The sequence below is a fragment of the Flaviaesturariibacter aridisoli genome, assembly GCF_004343705.1.
Classification (GTDB): Bacteria; Bacteroidota; Bacteroidia; order Chitinophagales; family Chitinophagaceae; genus Flavisolibacter; species Flavisolibacter aridisoli.
On record NZ_SKFH01000026.1, the window covers coordinates 1 to 18,442 of the forward strand.

At 59.7% G+C, this 18,442-nt stretch carries 19 protein-coding genes; 7 read left to right on the forward strand and 12 right to left on the reverse strand.

What is annotated here, in order from left to right:
* The 3 genes from E0486_RS18940 to E0486_RS13650 all read right to left on the reverse strand — a co-directional run.
* A partial coding sequence (locus E0486_RS18940) for a DDE-type integrase/transposase/recombinase (protein WP_165917165.1) occupies positions 1–374 on the reverse strand: 374 nt, incomplete at its 3' end.
* A gap of 128 nt (positions 375–502) precedes the next feature.
* On the reverse strand, positions 503–688 hold the full coding sequence (locus tag E0486_RS18945; RefSeq protein WP_165917166.1) for a hypothetical protein: 186 nt from the start codon (positions 686–688) through the stop codon (positions 503–505).
* Between the two features lie 326 nt (positions 689–1,014).
* Positions 1,015–1,524, reverse strand: coding sequence for a hypothetical protein (locus E0486_RS13650; protein ID WP_131852737.1), 510 nt, complete (start codon positions 1,522–1,524; stop codon positions 1,015–1,017).
* 308 nt (positions 1,525–1,832) lie between these two features.
* Between E0486_RS13650 and E0486_RS13655 the strand changes: the two genes are divergently transcribed.
* The gene (locus E0486_RS13655) at positions 1,833–2,243 is read left to right on the forward strand and encodes a GxxExxY protein (RefSeq protein WP_131852738.1); all 411 of its coding nucleotides are present in this window, start codon (positions 1,833–1,835) and stop codon (positions 2,241–2,243) included.
* 174 nt (positions 2,244–2,417) lie between these two features.
* On the opposite strand, the gene E0486_RS13660 is transcribed toward E0486_RS13655, so the two are convergent.
* The gene (locus E0486_RS13660) at positions 2,418–3,626 is read right to left on the reverse strand and encodes an MFS transporter (protein WP_131852739.1); all 1,209 of its coding nucleotides are present in this window, start codon (positions 3,624–3,626) and stop codon (positions 2,418–2,420) included.
* A gap of 314 nt (positions 3,627–3,940) precedes the next feature.
* Between E0486_RS13660 and E0486_RS13665 the strand changes: the two genes are divergently transcribed.
* Together E0486_RS13665 and E0486_RS13670 are read left to right on the forward strand one after the other, a co-directional pair.
* The gene (locus E0486_RS13665) at positions 3,941–4,609 is read left to right on the forward strand and encodes a hypothetical protein (protein WP_131852740.1); all 669 of its coding nucleotides are present in this window, start codon (positions 3,941–3,943) and stop codon (positions 4,607–4,609) included.
* 107 nt (positions 4,610–4,716) lie between these two features.
* The gene (locus E0486_RS13670) at positions 4,717–5,550 is read left to right on the forward strand and encodes an ankyrin repeat domain-containing protein (protein WP_131852741.1); all 834 of its coding nucleotides are present in this window, start codon (positions 4,717–4,719) and stop codon (positions 5,548–5,550) included.
* Positions 5,551–5,709: 159 nt separating this feature from the next.
* On the opposite strand, the gene E0486_RS13675 is transcribed toward E0486_RS13670, so the two are convergent.
* The 4 genes from E0486_RS13675 to deoC all read right to left on the reverse strand — a co-directional run bounded on the left by E0486_RS13675 (position 5,710) and on the right by deoC (position 8,973).
* Positions 5,710–6,165, reverse strand: a complete 456-nt coding sequence (locus E0486_RS13675; protein ID WP_131852742.1) for a hypothetical protein — start codon at positions 6,163–6,165, stop codon at positions 5,710–5,712.
* Positions 6,166–6,365: 200 nt separating this feature from the next.
* Positions 6,366–7,541: a M20 metallopeptidase family protein gene (locus E0486_RS13680; protein ID WP_131852743.1), complete on the reverse strand. Its 1,176-nt coding sequence runs from the start codon at positions 7,539–7,541 to the stop codon at positions 6,366–6,368.
* A 162-nt stretch (positions 7,542–7,703) separates the two neighbouring features.
* A complete protein-coding gene (locus E0486_RS13685; RefSeq protein ID WP_131852744.1) occupies positions 7,704–8,129 on the reverse strand; it encodes an SPOR domain-containing protein in 426 nt (141 codons plus the stop codon).
* Between the two features lie 175 nt (positions 8,130–8,304).
* Complete coding sequence (gene deoC, locus E0486_RS13690) at positions 8,305–8,973, reverse strand: deoxyribose-phosphate aldolase (RefSeq protein ID WP_131852745.1); 669 nt, start codon at positions 8,971–8,973, stop codon at positions 8,305–8,307.
* Between the two features lie 158 nt (positions 8,974–9,131).
* On the opposite strand from deoC, the gene E0486_RS13695 reads away from it, so the two are divergent.
* The 4 genes from E0486_RS13695 (at position 9,132) to E0486_RS13710 (ending at position 15,240) form a co-directional block, all read left to right on the forward strand.
* Positions 9,132–12,200, forward strand: coding sequence for an amidohydrolase family protein (locus E0486_RS13695; protein WP_131852746.1), 3,069 nt, complete (start codon positions 9,132–9,134; stop codon positions 12,198–12,200).
* Positions 12,201–12,267: 67 nt separating this feature from the next.
* Positions 12,268–13,581: an amidohydrolase family protein gene (locus tag E0486_RS13700; RefSeq protein ID WP_131852747.1), complete on the forward strand. Its 1,314-nt coding sequence runs from the start codon at positions 12,268–12,270 to the stop codon at positions 13,579–13,581.
* Positions 13,582–13,726: 145 nt separating this feature from the next.
* Positions 13,727–14,737: a potassium channel family protein gene (locus E0486_RS13705; protein WP_131852748.1), complete on the forward strand. Its 1,011-nt coding sequence runs from the start codon at positions 13,727–13,729 to the stop codon at positions 14,735–14,737.
* A gap of 77 nt (positions 14,738–14,814) precedes the next feature.
* Complete coding sequence (locus E0486_RS13710) at positions 14,815–15,240, forward strand: lipocalin family protein (protein WP_131852749.1); 426 nt, start codon at positions 14,815–14,817, stop codon at positions 15,238–15,240.
* A gap of 51 nt (positions 15,241–15,291) precedes the next feature.
* On the opposite strand, the gene E0486_RS13715 is transcribed toward E0486_RS13710, so the two are convergent.
* The 4 genes from E0486_RS13715 to E0486_RS13730 all read right to left on the reverse strand — a co-directional run bounded on the left by E0486_RS13715 (position 15,292) and on the right by E0486_RS13730 (position 18,341).
* Entirely contained in the window at positions 15,292–16,029 is a 738-nt protein-coding gene (locus tag E0486_RS13715; RefSeq protein ID WP_131852750.1) for a LytR/AlgR family response regulator transcription factor, read from the reverse strand.
* Positions 16,026–17,015 carry a sensor histidine kinase gene (locus tag E0486_RS13720; protein ID WP_207906259.1) on the reverse strand — a complete coding sequence of 330 codons (990 nt, stop codon included), beginning with the start codon at positions 17,013–17,015 and terminating at the stop codon, positions 16,026–16,028. The genes E0486_RS13715 and E0486_RS13720 overlap by 4 nt, the downstream gene beginning before the upstream one ends.
* A 16-nt stretch (positions 17,016–17,031) precedes the next feature.
* Positions 17,032–17,406, reverse strand: coding sequence for a DUF4288 domain-containing protein (locus tag E0486_RS13725; RefSeq protein ID WP_131852751.1), 375 nt, complete (start codon positions 17,404–17,406; stop codon positions 17,032–17,034).
* 119 nt (positions 17,407–17,525) lie between these two features.
* On the reverse strand, positions 17,526–18,341 hold the full coding sequence (locus tag E0486_RS13730) for a LiaF transmembrane domain-containing protein (protein WP_131852752.1): 816 nt from the start codon (positions 18,339–18,341) through the stop codon (positions 17,526–17,528).
* Positions 18,342–18,442: the final 101 nt, after the last annotated feature.

Below are 18,442 nucleotides of genomic sequence, written 5' to 3' on the forward strand. Positions count from 1 at the left end.
TTCAAGGCCGTTTTCAGGGCACAGGCAACACCTTCTGTTGCCAGGCTATCGGATACGAAGTGCCCTACAATCTTGCGCGAGTAGGCGTCGGTGATCAGCGACAGGTAGGCGGTATTTTCCTTGGTTGTGACGTAAGTGATGTCGGCCACCCAGAGTTGTTCCGGACGCGTCAGCTCCAGGCCTTCGGTGCGGTTGGGATGCTTGCGCAACCAGTGTTTGGAGTTTGTCGTTTTCGTATAGCACTTACGCGGTTGCACCAACAGGTGCTCGCCCCGCAGGTAGTCGAACAGGGCGTCGCGCCCCAGCTTCAAGCCCCGGGTCTTTAGTTCGGGGGCAAGCAGGTAATGAAGCTTGCGGGTACCAAGACGGGGCATGAGCTGTCGCTTTTCCTGCACCAGGTGGCGTACAGGCGCCAGCCGAAGGGCGCGCACTTCATTGCGGCTGCGCTGCTGGTAAAAGGCTTGCCGTGAGATGCCAAGCAGCCTGCAGGCGCGGCTCAGGCTCAGCCGTCCTTGCGTTTGGAGGGTTTGGGCAGCTTGGCGCGCAACTTTTTTGGCAACACGATTCCGAACTGCTTTTCCGCTACCTCGATGGTGGTTTCCAGCAGCAGGTTCTTGTCGCGCTCCCATTGAAGTGCAGCTTCCAGTTCTTTGATGCGCTGCTCCGGGGTCTTTTCTGCTTTTTCCATACGCGAACGGGTTTTCCACTGTAAGGTACCCAGTTTGCGTAGCCAGACCAACACCGTTGTCTTGCCTTGAATTCCGTAATGACGCTGGGCCTGCAGGTAGGTAAACTCCCCTTTCTCGATCTGGGCAACTACCTGCAATTTGAAGGATAGTGTATAATCCTTCTGACTCTTCCGTTTCCTTGACTGTCCTGATGTTGACATACATAAGTCTCAGATGTGTCAACTTATTTTAGGACGGGGCAATTGAATAATGAAAAGGCCTGTGCAACAGGCCTTTTTTAGTACGTCCATTTATCAACCGGTTAATCAATTTACCGGTTAATTGATTACTTCAGGTGCACCATCCGTTTGTAACTGGTCAGCACCAGCTTGCTGCTGAAGCGCTTGCCTTCTTTCGGCGCGAACACCTGGATGTCGGCCACGGCCGGCACGGGATCGTTGGTGAAGGTGATCTTCACCTGGTATTGCGGCTCGATGCGGTCGTTGTTGATGCTGTAGAGCGTGCGGATGATGTAGGGAGCTGTTTTGGTACCCACGATGTGGTAGTAGGAGCCGGGCACCTGGAACTTCTGGTAGAGGTCGGGCGAAAGGTGCTGGAGCAGTTGCTGGCGGAGCTCCGGGAGGCCGTCCTTGGGCAGCGTCGCCAGCGGCGGGCAGGCCGTGCAGGTATCGTTGTAGCCGGCGAGGTAGAGCCGGTCGAAGGAGGCGCGGAAGGCCTGCGCATAGAGCGGCAGCCGCTGCACCGGCAGGTTGGTATAGTAAAAGTCGTAGTAATTCTGGGAGGCGGCCCAAAAGGCGCTTTGCACCAGGATCAGGATCATCCACAGGCGTTTCATGACGGTCGGGTTTGGGGAGACAGATGCCAATCTTATGCCACGGGTAAGGGTTTGGCCCACAGGGCGGGAGTGGGCACGCGGAAAACGCGGAAGACGCGGAATTTTCTTCTAGCAACCTGCACTACGTATACTGGAGCAGTCTTTTTTGGAAAACCTTCTCGGTAGGGTCGTTTCTAAAAAACGAAAGGGCTGGCGGGCTGCTGTTTCCAGTAAAAAACGCGGAAAAATGTGCTGGGAAAAACAACAGGAAATCGTGGGGTTTTTCACCGGGCACTGTTTCTCTAATCGCATTCCTTTAGTAAAAAAAGATGCTGGAGAACGAAACGGCCGAGCGCCAGGAGCTGAACCGCATTTGTTACCTGATACGCGGTGCATTTTTCGAAGTTTTTAAGGAGTTGGGCCCGGGGTTGCTGGAAAGCATTTACGAGGCCGCACTGATCATCGAATTGCAAAGTCGCGGCTTACAGGTGCACCGGCAGCGACCTTTACCCGTTTGGTACAAAGGGCATAAACTTGACGTAGATTTCAGGCTGGACTTGCTGGTCGAAGATAAAGTGGTCATCGAGCTCAAATCGGTGGAGGAACTGCATCCCGTTTTCTTCAAGCAAACCACCTCGTACATGCGCCTGGCAAAGGTCAAAGTCGGCTTTCTGGTCAACTTCAATGTTCCTTTCCTCAAAGACCGGAAGAGCCTTGTCCGCCTTGTCGCCGGCTTCTGATTTTTCCGCGTTTTTACCGGAAGCTTCAACCTTTGTCCGGCTTCCGGTTTTAGAGGAGGCTTCCGTTGCCAAGGTTTTCAAGAGAGGATAGTTTTCTGAAAGACAAGAAAGCACGGCCTACGTTCATTCCGCGTCTTCCGCGTTTTCCGCGTGCCCTTCCATTCCGCGCACGCGCTACTCTACGGCCTTTAGCTTGCTCACCAGCACGAACACCACCAGCCCGAAGCACCCGATCACACTCAGGCTCACCCGGAGGCTCGACAGCGCCGAGATATACCCGATCAGCGGCGGGCCCATCAGGAAGCCCAGGTAGCCGACGCTCGACACCGTGGCGATGGCCATGCCGGCAGCGGAGCCTTCGGCGCTGCGGCCGGCGATGCTGTACAGCGAAGGGATCACCGTGCTCACGCCGACGCCCACGAGCATAAAGCCCAGCGCGGCGGGGATCAGCTGCGGGAAAGCGACGGCGGTGGCCATGCCGGTGCTGATGATGAGGCCGTTGGCCCGCAGGATGCGGCGGCGGCCGAGGCGGCTGATCACGCGGTCGCCGAGGAAGCGGCCCGTGGCCATCATCACCATGAAGCTCGCGTAGCCCAGCACGGCCAGGCGCGGCCCCGACTGCACCACGTCGCGGAAGTACACACCGCTCCAGTCAAACATGCAGCCTTCGGTGGCCATGCAGCAGAAGGCGATGCAGCCCAGCTGCAGCAGCGTGCCCGAGGGCTTCCGGAAAAAGGGCTTCTTTTCCGGCTTGCCGGCGGGCGTCTTACCGCGCACGAGGTGGCCGTTGTGCAGCGCTGTGTTGACCCAGATGAGCGCCGCGATGACCGCGAAGTGGGGCAGGGGCGCCCAGTGCAGGTTGGTCATCAAGAGGCCCACGAGCGCGCCGGCGAATCCCGCGAGGCTCCAGGCGCCGTGAAAGGAGGTCATGATGGGCTTCGGGTAGAGCTTCTCGGCCTCCACCCCCTGCGTGTTGACCGCGATGTTGGCCAGGTTGCCCGTCACGCCGAAGAAGAACAGGCAAAGCGCCAGTTGCCAGGGCGCCTGCACGAGGCCGATGAGCGTCAGCGCCACCACGTAAAAGGGCGCCGCCGCCGTAAGCACCTTGCGGGAACCGAAGCGGTGCACGAGGCGCCCGGACACGGGCATGGTGCACAATTGTCCCAGCGGGAGGGCCAGCAGGATGGAGCCGAGGCCTGCATCCGATAGGTGCAGGTGGCCCTTGATGTCGGGGATACGGCTGGCCCAGGAGGCGAAGGCAATGCCCTGGCCGAAGTAAAACGCCGAGACCGCCAGGCGCATTCGCTTCAGGCGTAACGGCACGGAAAGGGGCTGCTCGGGCAGGCCGCCGGGTTGAATTTCCGGGACAGGGTGATTTTCCATAGTAGGTGCCGCAAAGGTGCCACAAAATCGGGGGTGGGCGGAGGCCTTTTTTATAAGTGGGCAGGCCGTTACCCAGCAGGCCGGTAGCGGGACGAATTTCCGGTTGCTGCAGGAGTTAGGCTGCCACGGGCACCCTTCTACAAAACACAGCGTCGGAACGCACCTGCGCCTGTCGCTTTGGCGTCGGTAAACTGCCCGACCTACGGGCCCCATTTTTTTGGAGGGGAGCACGTGGATTAAACCCCGGTTCCGAAGTCGCTGCTCCCATTTCCTACTTTTAACCTGTAATTTCCCCATCCATTTTTCCTGCACCTATGCGCCTGCTTTTCCTCTGTCTTTTGTTTCCTTCCGCCCTCCTTGCCCAGTCGGATCCTGAGCCCTTTTTCCGTGGTTTCTTCAACGCACTTAAAGCCCGCGACAGCGCCGCCCTGAAGCGGCTGTTCCTCACCGACGCCGAGCAGGTCGGGGTGTGGGGGCCGGATACGAGCTGGTTTCAGCCCATCGAAGGACCGGCCGCCGATACGAACAGTTCCGCGTTCCGGGCCGCGCAGGTCATGATGCCCGGGCTCCCGTATTTCCCCGCTACGGCCTACGACAGCGCCACCTGGTTCGACTACCGCTACGACCTGCGGCGCGATCCGCGCATCGCCTACCCTTCCCTGCGCGGCACCATATACTTCCAGGTGCGCGACGCGTTGCAGCAGCTCGACATCAATGCCCTCTGGATCGACGGACGCTGGAAAGCGGGCGGCACGGGTATCATGGGTTTCGTACATGACCCGGCACTGTTGCAACGCCGGGTGCTGCAACAAACCGCCTTCGACAACGACTGGAATACGGTGCCCGGCGACGCCCCACCCGATACCAGCGTTCGCATCGACTTTCAGCCTCCGCCCGCCGGAGCCTCGGCGAGGTCAGGCGTGCCCGCAAAGCCGCGCCAAAAGGCGCCCGCCAGGTCCGCCGCCCGCAAGCCCAAAGGCTAGCCTCCCTGCCCATCTCGTTCTCTTGTTCTCTTGTTCTCTCGTTCTCTCGTTCTCTTGTTCTCTCGTTCTCTCGTTCTCTCGTTCTCACGTTCTCTTGTTCTCTCCTCATGTTTCTTCCAAAGGCCCTGCTCGAACTCGAATCTTTGCTCCCCGCGCCGTTGCCGCCGGTGTTGCGGCGCTTCCTCGCGCGGCGTCCGCAAGGCAATGCCTTCGGCGACCTGTATTTCTACGGCCGTTCCTGGGTACTCGAGCGCTACCGGGAGGAAGTAGCTGCCGGGGGCGATCCGCTCCGGCTTCCGATCGCCCGGGATGCGCAGGGCGAGTTCTGGGTGAACCTCGCCTCAGAGGAAGTAGGGCAGGGGGCAACGCCTGTTGCCGGAGCGCCCCTTTTCAGCACCTGGATCGCGGGGCAGCGCGCGGCGAAGAAGGTCGCCAACGGGCAGCCGCTCCACCGCGCCGCCCGTGCCGGCGACCTGCAAAAGCTGCAGCGCCTCCTCCGGCGCGGCGCTCCCATCGACAGTCCGGACGCCGAGGGCCGCACGGCCCTCATGGCCGCCCTGCAGGCCTGGCAATACGAAGCGGCTTCCCTGCTGCTCGATGCGGATCCCGACCTCTCGCTGACCGACCGCGCGGGGCATACGGCACTCATGTGGGCCGCGTACCGCAACCAGCCTGCGCTGCTGCAGCGGATGATCGCCAGGGGCGCCGACGTGCACGCGCGCACCCGCAGTGGCGAAGGGTTGCTCTACTTCGCCCTTACCGGCCCGCGCTCCGTGACCGAGGGTGGCGGGAAAGGCTCGCGGGAAGTTGTGGCACTACTGCTCGCCGCAGGACTGCCGGTACACGCGCCGCAACTGCCGGGTGGGAAGCCCATTCTTGCCCTGGATCCCGGGGAGACGGACGACGCGCTGTGGCGGTGGATGGAGGACCGAGTGCGCTGAGGCAAGGGCACGCGGAAAACGCAGAAAGCGCGAAATTTTATACAGTTGAGAGTGCCCTCTCCCGTGCCGACAGCGCACAGCGGCTTGAACGCATCCCTCATGTACTCATGTAATCATGTATTCATGTAATCTCCCCTTCATTCTCCCCTCCCTGCTCCCTCACTCACACGCCCCCTCGCTTCCTTCTACCAAATACGACCGCATCGGGTTCGTACTATCCAACCGCACGCTGTAGCAACGCGATACGCGGAACGCCTCGTTGTAATCGCTTTGCCAGTTTTGATACGCCGTGCCTTTGTATACGAATTCGTACTGTACGCGCTTGCTCTTGCGGCCGCTGCTGGCCAGTACACGTGCACGCGCCGCGGCGGGATGCTTGTCGATAGGACCATGCAGGGCGCGGCGCTGCTCGTCGGAGTAATAACCGAGCACACGGATCACGGCAAATACAACAAGGAGCAGGCTGATGCCGGGGAGGAGCAGGCGCTTCCAGTTGAGCGGCTTCTTCTTGCCGCGGCGCAGCGGCTTGCGCGGCGCCGATTTGGCCGCACGCGGAGCGCGTGCCGTCGTTTTTGCGGGAGTTGTTTTCCTAGGTGGATTTTTTCTGGGCGGCATAATTTAGCGGAGGCTTTCTACACTTTTCAGTAACTCAGCGTCACGCAGGAGTTTGCCCGCCCGGCTGACGCCAGTCGGACGGGCTTCGCTACGCTCGCAATGACGTCCTAAGGGATGGAGCGATGCCTTCCCTCTCCTTTGCAGAGAGTTAGGGGAGAGGTCGACTCCCTTTCCCCTTGGGAAGGGGCCGGGGGATGGGGCTACCCCATGGCCCCGAACAACGCCATCAGCCCCACGCCCGTCTCGATGGCGCTTTCGTCGATGTTGAAGTTGGGTGTGTGCACGCCGGCCGTAATGCCTTTGGCTTTGTTGGCCGTACCGAGGCGGTAGAAGCAGCCGGGCACCACCTGCGAGTAGTAGCCGAAATCTTCGGCGCCCATGCGGATCTCGGTCTCCTGCACGCGCTCGGCGCCCAGGAAGCCCTCGGCAAGGTGGCGCGCTTCCAGGCTCAAGGCTTCGTTGTTGTAAACCGTAGGATAGCCCTCATCAATGTGCACGTCGGCCTGCGCGCCCATAGCTTCGGCGGTTCCCGTAACAACACGGCGGATGATCTCGTGTGCCTTGAAGCGCCACTCTTCATCCATGGCGCGGAAAGTGCCCATCAGCTTAACTTCCGAAGGAATGACGTTCGTGGTATAGCCCCCGTTGAAGGCCGATATGGTGAGCACCGAGGGCGACAGGGGATGATTGTTCCGGCTGATCACCTGCTGCAGCGCCACCACGATGTGCGACGCCACCAGGATCGTGTCGACCGTCCAGTTGGGCGCAGCCGCATGGCCGCCGGGTCCTTTGATCGTGATGTACAATTCATCGGCCGAGGCCATCACTTTCCCGCCGCGGAACGACACGAGGCCCACCTCCAGCTGCGGGTTCACATGCAGCCCGAAGATGCGGGCCGGCGCCGGGTTTTGCAGCGCGCCTTCTTTGATGAGCAGCGAGGCGCCGCCGGGGTTGCGCTCCTCGCCGGGCTGGAACAGTAGTTTTACAGTGCCTTCCCACTGGTCTTTGGTCTCGGCCAGGATGCGCGCCGCACCGAGCAGGCAAGTGGTGTGAACGTCGTGGCCGCAGGCGTGCATCACGCCGGGCTTCGTCGATTTATAGGGAATGTCGTTCTCTTCGGTAATGGGCAGCGCGTCCATATCGGCGCGCAGGGCCACCACGCGGCTCGTCGGGTTCTTTCCCTCGATGACGCCGATGACACCGGTCTCGGCCATGATGGTGAACGGAATGCCGAGCGACTTGAGCTTTTCCTGCACGAAGGCGGAGGTTTCGAATTCCTCGTAGCTCAGTTCGGGATGCGCGTGCAGGTGGCGGCGCACGTCGATGTATTCGGGGGCGTATTGGGAGGCCTTGGAACGGATGATGTTTTGCAACATAGCCCAAAGATAGGCTCCTTCGGAGCAGGGAGAAAGAACGCAGATCCCGCAAGCGGGATACGCAGATTTCTTATGATTGATTATGATTTGCTGACGCACGCATTACATCTGTGTTAGTCGTAAAAATCATAGAAAATCTGCGTTCTATCTCTCTTTAAGGGATCAGTCCTCGATTTCCACCGTTTCCTTTTCCGCCTTCAGCTCCACCACGTCGTTGATGACGAACACCCCCTTCGGAAACTGGGCGTTGAGCGACTTGCGGTAGCTGTCGGCCTCGGCGCGCGTCTTGAAGTTGCCGGCCTTCAGCTTGTAGTAGGGCGATTGGTAGGAGAGGTAGGCTTTGAGCTCGGGGTAGAGGGTATAGATCTTCGACTTCGCATCGATGGCTGCCTGCCGGTCGGTGGTGCTGATAATGAGCAGGCGGAACCCTTGCGCCGTGCGTGACGAAGCCTTGCGCACCGCCACGTTGATCTGGCCCTGGCGCTTTGCCAGCAGGTCTACGCGCGGGTCTTTGTGCACCACGACCGAGGACTGCGCCGAAGCGGCACTGAAAGTGAAAAGCGTCAGGAGGAGGGCGAGGTATTTCATAAGGGCGGCTTTAGCAAGAATGATTCCAAAGATAGGCCCCTTCGGGGCGGAGAGAAGGCACACAGATTTTTATGATTCTTATGATTAACGCGGATATACGTTTTCTAAATTCATAACTAATCATAAAAAATCCGCGTATCCCGCTTGCGGGATCTGCGTTCTTTCTCTTCGCGGCTCAGTAGCCCTCCGGTTGCCCGCCCGTTTCACCTTTCACAATCGCCACACTCGCGCTGCAGCCGAGGCGGGTGGCGCCGGCGTCAACGAGTTGCTGTGCAAATACGTGGTCGCGGATGCCGCCCGACGCCTTTATCTGGACCGATTCGGGAAGGCCTACGCGCATGATCTGCACGGCTTCGAGGGTGGCGCCTTTTTCGGCGTAGCCGGTAGAGGTCTTCATGAAGTCGATGGGGTAGTGCCGGTACAGGTCGATCACGCGGAGCAGCTCTTCATGGCTGAGGATGCCGCTTTCGACGATCACCTTCAGCTTTGCGTCTTTTTTCGCCACGAGGATGGAGGAGATTTCGGTTTCGAGGTAGGCGATGTCGTTGCTTTTAAGAGCCGCCAGGTGCATCACTAGGTCGATTTCTTCGGCGCCGTCGGCGATGGCCTGCTCGGTCTCGGCGATCTTGGCGTTGTAATGGCTGTAGCCAAAGGGGAAGCCGATTACGGTCGCCACCTTGGGCGACTGCCCACGCAGGCGCGCTGCCGCTTCGGCTACGTAATAGGGAGGCACGCACACAGCTGCGAAGCCGAACTCAATCGCTTCGGCGCAAACGGTTTCAATGTCGGCAAGGGTGGTGGTCGGCTTCAGGATGGTGTGGTCGATGTATTTCGCTAAGGACATGAGGGAAGTTTGTTGTTTGTAGTTTGTTGTTTGTGGTTGGCGGCGGCCGGAGGCCGTCATTGCGTCGCATGCCCGTCACGCGAACTATTTTCAACGCACTTCCTTTATCTTGAGCACGGCTCGCCGAGGCGTGCACAAGTTAAACCAAACCCCGTTACATGAGAAAACTACCCCTGCTCTGGGCGCTTGCGCTCGCGGCCGGCGGCTCCCTTCGTGCCCAGGAAACCTTCCCGGTCGCCGGCGTCGCCGATCCGAAGAGCGAGCACTACGCCCTTACCCATGCCACCATCTACAAAGACGCGACCACCGTGCTCACCGACGCCATGCTGGTGGTCAAAGACGGCCGCATCGTGTCGGTAGGTCCCAGCGCCACCCCGCCCGCCGGCGCCGTCGTGATCGACTGCAAAGGCAAATTCCTGTACCCGTCCTTTATCGACCTGTACAGCGACTACGGCCTGCCCGCCATCCAGCGACCCACCGGTAATTTCGACTTCTTCGCCCGCGCCCAATACAACAGCAGCGTCAAAGGCGCTTATGGCTGGAATGGAGCCGTACACCCCGAACAGGAAGCCTACCGCCAGTTTTCGGTGAATGACGCCGCCGCGAAAGGCCTCCGCGATCTCGGCTTCGGCACCGTGCTCACACACGTCAAAGACGGTATCGCCCGCGGCACCGGCGCGCTCGTTACGTTAAAGAGCGACAAGGACAACAAGGTGTTGCTGCGCGAGCGCGCCTCGGCCCACTATTCTTTCAGCAAAGGCTCGTCCACGCAGGCCTATCCCTCCTCGCTCATGGGCTCCATCGCCCTGCTGCGCCAGACCTACCTCGACGCAAAATGGTACAAAGGCAAGCCGGCGAAAGAAGGAGTGAACCTCAGCCTTCAGGCCTGGAACGACCAGCAGGCGCTGCCGCAGATCTTCGAGGCCAACGACAAATGGAACGACATCCGCGCCGACCGCGTTGGGGATGAGTTTGGCGTACAATTCATCATCAAGGGCGGGGGTAATGAATACCAGCGGCTCCGGGAGATCGCCGGCACCAAAGCCACGTACATCCTGTCGCTCAACTTTCCGCAGGCGCAGGATGTGGAAGACCCGGCCGACGCCCGCTTCGTGTCGCTCGCCGATATGAAGCACTGGGAGCTGGCGCCCACCAACCCCGCTTCTTTTGAAAAAGCCGGCATTCCCTTCTGTCTTACCGCCTCCGACCTGCGCGACCCGAAGACGTTCTGGGCTTCGGTACGCACGGCCATCAACTATGGGCTCAGCGAAACCGCGGCGCTCAGCGCGCTGACGAAAACGCCCGCGCAGGTGCTCGGCGTATACGACCAGGTGGGCTCGCTCGAGCCGGGCAAATGGGCCAACTTCCTCGTCACCTCGGGTTCACCCTTTGCTGAAAAGACCGTGCTGTACCAGAACTGGGTGCAGGGCGCGAAGTACATCGTCCGCGACGACAGCTGGACCGACCGCCGCGGGGCCTACAAGCTCGTAGTGAATACGACTGCCGGTCCGCAGGAATACACGCTCAACTTCAATGAGGCCAACAGTGCTTCGCTGATCGGGAAAGATACCGTGACCTCGCGTTTCTATTACGATGGCCGCCAGGTGCGCATCAACGTGTCGCCGGAGCGCCGCCCGGGTTTCAGCCTGGCCCTCTCGGGTATTGTGAACGAAGACGCCTGGAGCGGTACCGGCTCCGATGCCGAGGGCAACCGGCTTACCTGGACCGCCACCTACCAGGGCGCGCTGCCCTCCAGGGCCGACAGTGCCCGCGCCAAACGCCCGCAGGGCCCGCTCGGGGCAGTGACCTATCCTTTCCTGCCCTTTGGCTGGAGCGACAGCACGCGCCCGAAGCAGGAGGTCATCCTGATCCGTAATACTACGGTATGGACCTCGGAAGAGCAGGGCGTGCTGCAAAACACCGACGTGCTGCTGGCGGGTGGAAAGATCGCCGCCGTTGGCAAGGGACTGCCGGCGCCGGCCGGTGCGCGCGTCATCGACGGCACGGGCAAGCACCTGTCGCCCGGCGTTATCGACGAACACTCCCACATCGCCGCAGCCTCCATCAACGAAGGCGGCCAGAGCGTGACCTCTGAAGTGCGGATCGCCGACAACCTGCAGCCCGACGACATCAACATTTACCGCCAGCTGAGTGGCGGCGTAACCACCTCGCACATCCTGCACGGATCGGCCAACACCATCGGCGGACAAACACAACTGATCAAGCTGCGCTGGGGTGCCGACGATGAAGGTCTGAAGTTCAAAGGCGCCGACCCGTTTATCAAGTTTGCCCTCGGCGAGAACGTGAAGCGCTCTGCTTCCACGCTTAACAATGGCTCCAACAACAATCGTTATCCCGATACGCGCATGGGCGTAGAGCAGGTGCTGACCGACGCGTTTACACGTGCTCACGAGTACGAGAACGCCTGGAAGGTCTGGAACAGCGCGAAAAAGAAGAAGGGCCTCACAGAGCCCCGCCGCGACCTGGAACTGGATGCCCTTGTGGAAATTCTGAACAGCAAGCGCTTCATCACCTGCCACAGCTATGTGCAGAGTGAGATCAACGCCGCCATGCACGTGGCCGAGCGGCTCGGGTATAAATACAATACGTTCACCCACATCCTGGAGGGCTACAAGGTGGCCGACAAGATGAAGGCGCATGGCGCCAATGCGTCGACCTTCTCGGACTGGTGGAACTACAAGATGGAAGTGGTGGATGCCATTCCCTACAACGCCTCGCTCATGCAACGCGTGGGGCTGAATGTGGCCATCAATTCCGACGATGCCGAGATGGCCCGCCGCCTCAACCAGGAAGCCGCGAAGAGCGTCAAGTATGGCGGTATGAGCGAAGTGGAGGCCCTGAAGATGGTGACCATCAACCCGGCGAAAATGCTCCACATCGACAAGCAAACGGGATCCATCAAGGTAGGCAAGGACGCTGACCTCGTGCTGTGGAGCGATAACCCGCTCAGCATCTACGCCCGTTCTCTGTATACGATCGTGGACGGCACCGTGTATTTCGACCGGGAAAAGGACGCACAACTGCAACGTGCCGTAACCGCGGAGCGCGCCCGCCTCATCCGCAAGATGACGGGCGAAAAGCGCAGCGGCGCACCGGTTGTGCCGGCGCAACCCAGTTACCAGGTGCTGCTCACCTGCGGTGAGCACAACCACAGCCACGGCCTGCTCACGCTCGACGACCAGGTGGGCGAAGACGGGGCCCAGTAAACAGTTTGTTGGGTTTGTAGTTTGAAATTGATCCGACACAGGCCCCTTCATTTCTCAATCTTTTTAAATGAAAAAGCTACTTTCTTTCTCGATCACTCTATCCTGCGCGCTTACCGGTCTGGCGCAGGAGAACATATACCCCGTACCCAAGCAGCAGGACACGGTGACCATTCAACGGGTGACCGTACACGTGGGCAACGGTCGTGTTTTGCAACAGGCAGATGTTACTTTCGGTAGTGGGAAAATCATTTCAATCGACACAAGCGGGATCGTCGTGATCGGCGAAAACTCCAAGGCGAAACGTATGATCGACGGCAGCGGCAAGCATCTTTACCCCGGGCTGATCCTCAGCAACTCCAACCTCGGCCTCGTGGAGGTGCCCTCGGTGCGGGCTTCTTCCGACGCACAGGAGATCGGCGAGAACAACGCCAGCGTGCACGCGCTGGTGGCCTACAATACCGATTCGAAAGTGATCAACACGCTGCGTCCCAACGGTATCCTGCTCGCGCACGTAGTGCCGCAAGGTGGCTGGATCTCTGGGAATTCTTCCGTAGTACAGCTCGATGCCTGGAACTGGGAAGACGCCGCCTACAAAACCGACAACGGCATCTTCATCACCATGCCGCCGATGATTGCCCGGCCGCGCGGCGTTCGTCCCGCGGCGCCCGGTGCCACACCCGAAGTGGACCCGGTGAAGCAAGGCCTGGAGCAGGTGGAAGGCATGAAGACCTTCTTCCGCAGCGCCAAAGCCTATGCCGCCGCACACGAGGAAAGCAACCTCGGATTCGAGTCGGTGCAGGGACTGTTCAACAAGACCAAGAAGCTATACGTTCGCGCCAATACAGTACGACAAATGCTGGTGGCCCTCGACTTCGTACGCGAATTCGGCTTCGACCTGGTGATCGTGGGAGGCGCTGACTCCTGGCAGATCGCGGACATCCTCGCGCAAAACAAAGTGGGCGTTATCCTCAACCAGATGCATAGCCTCCCGACGCTTGAAGACGATGATGTGGATCAGCCGTACAAAACACCGGCGCAGTTGCAAAAGGCGGGCGTTCTCTTCGCCATCAATGACGAAGACGGCCAGACCCGCGGCCGCAACCTGCCCTTTAACGCCGGAACTGCCGCGGCCTACGGCCTCAGCAAGGAACAGGCACTCAGTGCCGTCACGCTCAACGCCGCGCGCCTGCTGGGCATCGACGACCGCACCGGCTCCATTGAGGTGGGGAAGGACGCCAACCTCGTGCTTTGCACCGGCGACATCCTCGACATGCGCAGCAACATCGTTACGAGCGCCATCATCCAGGGGCGGGTCGTTCCGCTGGTGAATAAGCAAACGCAGCTCTATGATCGCTACAAAAGCAAGTACGGGTTGCCATAAAGTAAAGGACCGGCGGTGCGCCGGTCCTTTACTTTATCAAACAGTTGTTACTGGTGTTCAACTCATCTGCGGTGTTGTTTTTTCGTGATAGCAGGTAACCGGAAAATTGGAGGTCCGGCGGCGCTACCCGAAATTTGAGAAAGCCATGTTTTATTACCGCCCCATACCACTGCGTCTCTGGATCCTGATTATCGCGTGCATCCTGGCGGTGGGTGTGAGCGGTTTCATGCTCATCGAGGGCTACAGTTTTCTGGATGCGCTGTACATGGTGGTGATCACCATCACTACCATTGGTTATTATGAAGTACGGCCCCTCTCGGCTGCCGGCAAGGTCTTCAATATTGTGCTCATCCTTTCGTCATTTACCATGTTCACCTATTCGCTCGCTCGCTTGACCCAATATGTGGCCAGCGGCGAGATGGGTGCCTACTTTAAAAAACGCAACCTCATGAAAGCACTCGCACAGCTCGAGCAGCATGTGGTGATCTGCGGCTTTGGCCGCAACGGGCAGCAGGCCGCCCGCACGCTTCGCGCCCACAAGGTGCCATTCCTGGTGATCGAAAAAAGCGCTGAAGCTTTGCAGGACGGGGTCAGCGAAGACCCGCACCTGCTCTATATCCAGGACGATGCCATCGAAGACGACGTGCTGGAGCTGGCCGGGGTGCGCCGCGCCCGGGCCCTGCTTATCACGCTTCCCAGCGATGCCGATAATGTGTTCATCGTACTGTCGGCGCGCTCGCTTAACAACGGCCTGCAGATCATCAGCCGCGCCTCCAACCCGGGCGCTGCGCCCAAACTGTATAAAGCCGGCGCCAACAATGTGATCATGCCCGACCTCATCGGCGGCACCCACATGGCAACACTCGTGTCGAAGCCCGACGTGCTGGAGTTCATCGACTTTCTTTCCGGCGAAGACGGTGAAGCGATCCACATCGAATCCGTGGGCTACGATAAGCTGCCCGCGCCCATCCGCGACCACACGCTCCGCGAGATCATGGCCTGGAAACGAACCGGCGTCAACTGCATCGGTATTAAGGACGAGGACGGCCGTTTCATCATCAATCCGCCCGATACGACGGTGATCAGCCCCGGCATGAAGGTGATCGTGCTCGGAACGATGGAGCAGATCATGCAGATGAAGGAGAATGTCGGATAGCCTTCCGGAATTTGAAGCTGTGCGGTATGAATTTCGGCTATCCGTGGATACATTCGGGATAACCAAATACACCAACAATGAAACAGTTCCTGTATGCCGCGCTTGTGCTCGCTCTGTTCAGCTGCAAGAAGAAAAAGGACGAGGAAGTCATCAATACCACCACTCCAAGTAAAGAACAACTGGTAGGAACATACCGCAAGACTGCGGAAATGACCAACGGGCAGGATACCTGGAACGGCACTACCGGGGGGTATGATGCCTGCGAACTGGATGATACTTATGCCCTGAATGCAGACAACAGCCTTGTGGTGACCGACGCAGGTATTGTTTGCACGCCCAGCGGCGGCGGTACCGGCACCTGGAGCGTTGCCGGGAGCACGCTTACCCTCGAAGGGATTCCCTTCGCGATCGTTGGTTTCAACGGCAGCAGCCTGACGGTTCGCTCGACGTTCCCATTCAACGGCCAGACCTACACCATCGATGAAACCTACACGCGCCAGTAACGCGTGACAATTCTTTTTGGCTGCTCCGGGGTAACCGGTTTTCGATGTCCCCTATAGCCCCAACACTTCCCGCAGCCGCGTGTAGCCGCTGCGGCTGACGGGGATGCGGGCGCCCGATTTCAGGAGGGCGAGGTGGCTGTCTTTTTCGTAGGGCTCGATGCGGGTGATTTCCTGCACATTGGCGAGGTAGGAACGGTGTACGCGCACAAACTGCGAGGCGGGCAGCGCCTGCTCATAATAGCCCAGCGTTTTGTTTTTGAGATGGACGCCGTCGGCGGTATGCACTTTCACGTAGTCGTCGGCGGCTTCCAGGTAGCGGATATCGGTCCAGGGGATGATGCGGATCTTGCCACCGGTCTTTACAACGATGCGATCGGCGTGGGCACCGTCCGCCGGCTGTTGAAGGAGGCCGGTCACGGCTTTTTGTTGCTGCTCGCGGCCCCGGTTGTCGAGAAACTTTTCCATCGCCTTGGCAAAGCGCTCGGTGCTGAAAGGTTTCAGCAGGTAGTCTACGGCATGTGCCTCGAAGGCCTGAAGGGCATATTCGTCGTAGGCCGTAGTAAAGATTACCGAGGGTCGCTGCTCGAGCAATTCCAGTAATTCAAAGCCGTTGATCTTCGGCATTTGTATGTCCAGGAACACCAGGTCGGGCTGCAGTTGCTGGATGGCTTTGGCGCCTTCGAAGCCGTTGTCGCATTCGCCGGCGATGGCCACCTGCGGGTAGGCCTGCAGGCATTCACGCACAAAGGCGCGGGCGAGGGGTTCGTCGTCGATGATGAGTGCTGTCATGGCTGTGGAATTTTGATGCGGGTGGTAAAGCGGTCGTTCTCGGTTTCTGTCCGGAGCAGGTCGTTGCGCGCAAAGAGCAGGAAGAGGCGACGCTGCACTGAGCTGAGCCCAAAGCCGGTACCCTTGCGCGGCGCGCTCGTTGCGGGATCGAAGGGGTTGCGCACTTCGATGATCAGCGCACCCTCTTCCGGCCAGGCGCGTATGTCGATAGTGATGTCATCGGTGGTGTCGTAGAGCCCGAACTTGATGGCGTTTTCTACCACGGGTTGCAGTAATAATACGGGTATGGACATGCCGTTGCTTTCGTTGACCACCTCGGTTTGCAGGCGGTGGCCGAAGCGCACTTTTTCGATGTCAAGGTAAAGTGACAGGTGCGTGAGTTCTTCTTCGAAAGGCACCCACTGGCGCTGGTCCTGCTTCAATGTGCCCCGCAGGAAGTCGGAGAGCTGCTGCACCATACGCCGGGCTTTGTCGGGCTGCATTCCGATGAGGGTATTGATGGAGTTGAGGCTGTTGAAAAGAAAGTGCGGCTGCAGTTGCTGGCGCAGGTTGGCCAGCTCGGCATCGCGTGAGAGGGCTTCGGTTTCGCTGCGCCGGCGCTCCGTAGCCGCTCGTTCCTGGAGGGTGTACCAAAGTACGCTCAGCAGGGCCATGAAGCCGGTGATAAGCAGCCCGAAGGCGCCACGGAACCAGATGGACGCATAGAAGAAATCGCCGAAAGAAGCCGGCAACAGCAAGGCCAGCAGCCAGCGGAGCACGAACAGCCATACTCCTGTAAGGACGGCGCACAGCGCAATGAGGTGCAGTGCCTTTTGCCGCTCGGGGATGTAAAAGCGTAGCTTCAGGTCGAGCAGCCAGCAAACGCTGGCGAGCAGCAGCGTTCCCGCGAGGCTGTCGGTTAGCGCCGCCCCGAAAGGAAGGTCGAAGTGCAGCTCCAGCATGAACTGGAATTGCGCGATGGCCCACCAGCCGATCCCGAAAAACACGCGCGAACGGACTGATCTATAAAGGGAGGTAGGCAATGGTGTCGTTTGTAATAAGTCCGGCGCGCTCACGGAGGCAGTGCGCCTTGTAGTGCACGAAATTAATGTAGGCAGAGGCATCGTCGGCCTCGCGCACCTGCGAATACAGCTCCGCCCCGTCGAGCTGCGTTTGCAGGGGGTACAGCTCCGGCACGTTCACGAAGGTCCAGGTAACGAGCTGCGCGTCGCGGTTGGGAAAGTGATCTTCGCCGCGCTGCCCCAGCTCCGTCGCGCGCCCGAGTGCTTCCGCGGCGCTGCCGGCCTGCACGAGGCGCAGTTGCTCGTCAAACTGGGGCTGGTGGGTGCCGGAGCCGCAGGTGATGCGGTAAACGATCTTGGCTAAATACCAGTTCATGGTTGTTGGTTTGATGAAGTAGGCATTGGGATTTACGAATCGGCAATCGTGAATGATGAACCCGTTGATTCAGTGGAACCGGTCGTGATCCCTTTCCTTCGAAAAGGGCGGGTATGGCCTTAATAATAGCTGCGGATTTCCACCCCACCGAAGAGGCAGGTGCCGTCGAGAAAGATCACCTTGCCCGGCGTGGGGTTGGGCGATGGAGGGCGCTTGTCGTCCACGCCGCCAAACACGGCCGCGATGTCGCTTTGCACTTCCCAGTCCGGAGGGATGATCAGCTTGGTGCCGCCGAATACATTGGTGCAGTCGATGGTGATGCGCTGCTCGAAGTCGGCCTGCGAGAGGTTGATCTCGGCCCCGCCCATAAATGTGACGATGTCGCCGCCGCGGAAGGTTTTGCTGAGCACATTCTTTTTAACCCCGCCGAAGACGGCAGTGATGTCGATGCGGTCGCTCCGGTCGGCAGTGCCGGTGATGTCGTCGGTAACGGCGGGCGCTTCAGCAGGCCCGCCCGGCACGAAAGGGGCATCGCCTTCCTCCCAGAAGCGGCGGCGGCGCGGCTTGAAGATGAACAGAAGACCCAGCAGCACAAGGATCGCCGGTCCCACATAGGGACGCACCCAGCGCAGGTCTTCGAAGGTGCCCATCAGGTTGAGGCCGCCGATGGCGATGGGAATGAGCCAGCCAAAGCCGCGGAAGCGATGGCGCACGCCGATCCAGAGGCCGATGGCGATCAGCAGCACGGGCCACGTAAAGAGCCATTGCGGAAAGAGCACGCCGGCCTGCCGCGCAAAGAGTAAGCCGCCGATGGCCAGCAGGAAGAGGCCCGTCCATACGCGCCCCGCACGGCGGCGCGCAGATCCCTGTTCCCAGCGGCTCTTCCAGGCTTCGCTCCGGCTGCGCACTTCCTTTTGAAATTCGTGTTGGTCCATGATTGTTTCTTTTCCTCAAAGAAAGCATTCCATGGGACCCCGGGCAAGCCCGAATAGGGGAGTAGCGCCCTTTTTACCGGTAAGTGGCGGGGTTTTACCGG